This window comes from Azoarcus indigens (genome assembly GCF_004361735.1).
Taxonomy (GTDB): Bacteria; Pseudomonadota; Gammaproteobacteria; order Burkholderiales; family Rhodocyclaceae; genus Azoarcus; species Azoarcus indigens.
The window spans coordinates 1-3,634 of record NZ_SNVV01000051.1; the positions used below are offsets into that span (position 1 = coordinate 1).

The 3,634-nt window shown below is 67.6% G+C and carries 2 protein-coding genes; both read right to left on the reverse strand.

Annotated elements, in window-relative coordinates; translation table 11 throughout:
* A partial coding sequence (locus C7389_RS24520; RefSeq protein WP_133595286.1) for a hypothetical protein occupies window positions 1–260 on the reverse strand: 260 nt, incomplete at its 3' end.
* Window positions 257–3,634, reverse strand: a 3,378-nt coding sequence (locus tag C7389_RS24525; RefSeq protein ID WP_133595287.1) for a non-ribosomal peptide synthetase, incomplete at its 5' end; no start/stop codon positions are given. The genes C7389_RS24520 and C7389_RS24525, both read right to left, overlap by 4 nt.

Here is a 3,634-nt window from a genome sequence, read left to right on the forward strand (position 1 = left end):
ACCTCGCCCTGGAGCCGCAGGCCCCCGGCGATGTGGTACGCCGTGCTGGCACGGTCCAGTTCCCACAGGAACCATTGACGACGTTGCGCGTAGGAGCCCGGACACTGCGAGCGCAAAGACTCGCTTCTCCTCAGCACGGGAAAACGCTCCATGCCCAGGCCCCCGGCGCGGATTTTCTTGTAGACCGCCTGGCGCTGCTCCGGGCTGAGGCTGGAAAACCGCTCTGCGAGCTGCTGGAAATCTGTTTCCGCCTTCATCATGCCGTCTCCAGGTCGTCGATGAAGGCATCGATTGAAGCGAGCACGTCCGCAACCGATTGCTCTTCTTCGCCCTGATTCAACGCCGATGCCATATCCATCAAGCGGGGATGGAGAAACACCTCGCGCAAACTCAAGCTCTGGTTCAGACGATCGCCCACCCGGGCCACGATCTGGATCGCCAGCAGCGAGTGGCCGCCGAGTTCGAAGAAGCTGTCCTGCCGACCGACCCGCTCCACCCCGAGCACCTCCGCCCAGATCGCCGCGAGCTGTTCTTCCACTTCGCCCTGCGGCGCTTCGTAGGCTTGCGTGCTTCCCGCCTCCGCCTTCGGCAGCGCCTTGCGGTCTATCTTGCCGTTGGCGTTCAGCGGCAGCGCGTCCAGCACCATCAGCACCGAGGGCACCATGTAGTCCGGCAGTTGCTCGCCCAGCTTGGTGCGCAGTTCCGCGGTGTCGATCTCCGCGCCCGCCTGGGCCGACACGTAGCCCACCAGCCGTGCCCCGCCCGGGCCTTCGTCGGCCACCACCACCGCTTCACGGATTTGCGGCTGGGCCAGCAGCTGCGCTTCCACTTCGCCCAGTTCGATGCGAAAGCCCCGGATCTTGACCTGGTGGTCTATCCGGCCCAGGTACTCCAGCTCGCCTTCCGCGTTCCAGCGCACCAGGTCGCCGGTGCGGTACAGCCGCCCACCGGACTCGTCGTAGGGGTCGGCGATGAAGCGCTCGGCACTCAGGCCGGGACGGTTCAGGTAGCCGCGCGCAAGGCCGACGCCGCCCAGGTACAGCTCGCCGGCCACGCCGGCCGGGGTCAGGTTGAGTTCGGTGTCCAGCACGTAGGCTTTGCGCTCGCCTACTGGCCGGCCTATGGGGACATAGGCGCTTTGCAGGATGTCGTCACGCCGGCCTTCCCAGACGCAGGGGCTGATCACCGCTTCGGTGGGGCCGTAGGAGTTCACCAGGCGTTCGGGCATGAAGGCTTTGCAGGCGGTACGGTAGTTTTCCGCCGGCCAGGCTTCGCCGCCGCCAATGCACAGCCGGACCGGGAGTCCGCTTTCATCCTGGGTGGCGGCCAGTTCCCGCAGGTAGGCCGGTGGCAGGTGGAAGGCGGTGAGGCCCCGGGCGCGTGCTTCCGCGGTCAGCCGGGCCGTTTCCCGGTCTTCGGCGGCGAGGATGACGGTGGCTGCGCCCGCGAGCAGCGGGGAGGCCCATTGGGAGACGGCGGCGTCGAAGCTGAGGGAGGCGAACTGCAGCAGGCGGTCGTTCGGGGAGAGGCCGAATTGGCCGATGACGGCTTGCAGATGCATGGCCAGGGGGGCGTGGGCGACGGCGACTGCTTTGGGCCGTCCGGTGGAGCCCGAGGTGTAGATCACATAGGCCAGGTTCTCGCCGCTCAGCGGCACGTCCGGGTTGTGCGCCGGCTCGGCCGTCAGCGCCAGCGTGTCCAGTTCCAGGACAGCGAGTCCGCCCGGTAGCGGCAGCTGCGCCCGAAGCGCGCGCTGCGTGAGCAACAGCCCTATCCCGCTGTCGTCCATCATGTAGCCCAGCCGCTCCGCCGGGTATTCGGGGTCCAGCGGCACGTATGCTCCGCCCGCCTTCAGGATGGCCAGCAGGCCCACCACCATTTCCAGCGAGCGCTCGACCGCGATTCCCACCTTCACTTCCGGGCCGACGCCCCGCCCGGTCAGGTGGTGCGCGAGTTGGTTGGCCCGCTGGTTCAGCTCGCCGTAGCTCAGCTGCGCCTCGCCGAAGATCACCGCCACCGCGTCCGGGTGGGCCGCCGCCTGTGCTTCGATCAGCCGGTGGATGGGCGCTGCGCTTGCCGGGGGGGCGCCGTTTTCGCTCCAGCCTTTGAGTTGCTCGCGTTCCGCTGCGCTCAGCAGGGGGACGTCCGACAGCGCTCGCTCCGGGGCCTCGCCCAAGGCGTCCACGATCGCGCTCAGCGCCTGCAGCATGTAATCGCCCAGTCGCCGGGTTCCGGTTGGTCTCACCACCTGTACGACCAGATCGAATCCCTCCCCCAGATCGTCCACCGAGAGCGTGACCGGATAATTGGTCCGTTCCTCTCCACCCAGGGCTTCCAGGCCTTGCCAGGCATTGCCGTAGTCCGGCTTCTCCGAACTGCCATAGCGATAATTCAGCAACGCGGAAAACAATGGCGTCCCGCCCGGCAGGCCGCTGCAGCGTTGCGCGAGCGCGAGGCTGGCATGCTCATGGTGCAGCAGGTCGCTCAACGTCCGGTGGGTCTGCTCCAGGCACTCCAGCACGCTGCCGGCCCTCAAGCGTATGCGCATCGGCAGGGTGTTGATGAACAAGCCCATCGCCTTGTCCGCCTGCGCGCCCGCCTGCATGCGGCCGAACAGGACTGTCCCGAACACGACGTCATTGCGGCCAGCCACCACACCCAAGGCCATCGCCCATGCGAGATGGAACAGGCTGGCAGCGCTTACGCCGCGACTCCGAGCGTGTTCCCGGATCGCCCGCGCCAGCGGCGCCTCCAAAGACAGCCGGGTCTCTTCGACCCCGCTGCCGTCGCCCCGGACGTCCAGCAGGCCAAATGGTGCCGTCGGCTCGGCCACGTCTCCCAGCAGGCGGGTAAAGAAAGCCTGGTGTTCGGCCGCGCTCACGCCCAGCTTCGCCTGGGCGACAAAGCGGCGGAATGGCACCGGCTCCAGCAGCTCGGCATTCCGGCCTTGCTGCAGCAGCGCGATCTCGCCCACCAGCAGCTCCAGCGTGGTGTGGTCCGATATCAGGTGGTGGCACGGCAAGGCGAGCAGGCAGCGGTCGGGCTGCTGCACGGCAACCGCATGAATCAACGGTGCCTTGCGCACATCGATCCGGTAGCGGCCGAGAGCGACATATTCGTCCAGCCGCGCGCGCGCATCCTCTCCAGGCCCGGTTTCGAGCCAATGGACCCGGACCTCGGCATGGCGGTGAACCACCTGGACCGGCTCGCGCAAACCTTCCCAGTGCACCCCGGTGCGCAGGATGTCGTGCCGCGCGATCACCTGGTTGAGGCTGGCGATAAAGCCCTCCAGGCGCGCCCGCTTGTCGAAGCCGAGAAGCGTGCGGGCGATATAGGCGTCGCCTTCACTCTGGATGAGGTGATGGAACAGGATGCCCTCTTGCAGCGGCGCCAGCGGGTAGATGTCCTGGATGTTGGCGGCGCCACCGGGTACGGCCGCTTCGATGCGGCCGATCTCTTCCTGGTCCAGTTCCACCAGGGTCAGCATCTCGGGTGTGATCGCGGTGCAATCGGCCGGAATCCGGTTCGGCGGCACCACGACTTCGGCCGGCTGCGGTTCGCTCTCCAGCGCGGCGGCAAACGCCGCCAGTTGCGGGTGCTGGAACAGGCGCTTCACCGAGGCCGGCAGGCCCTG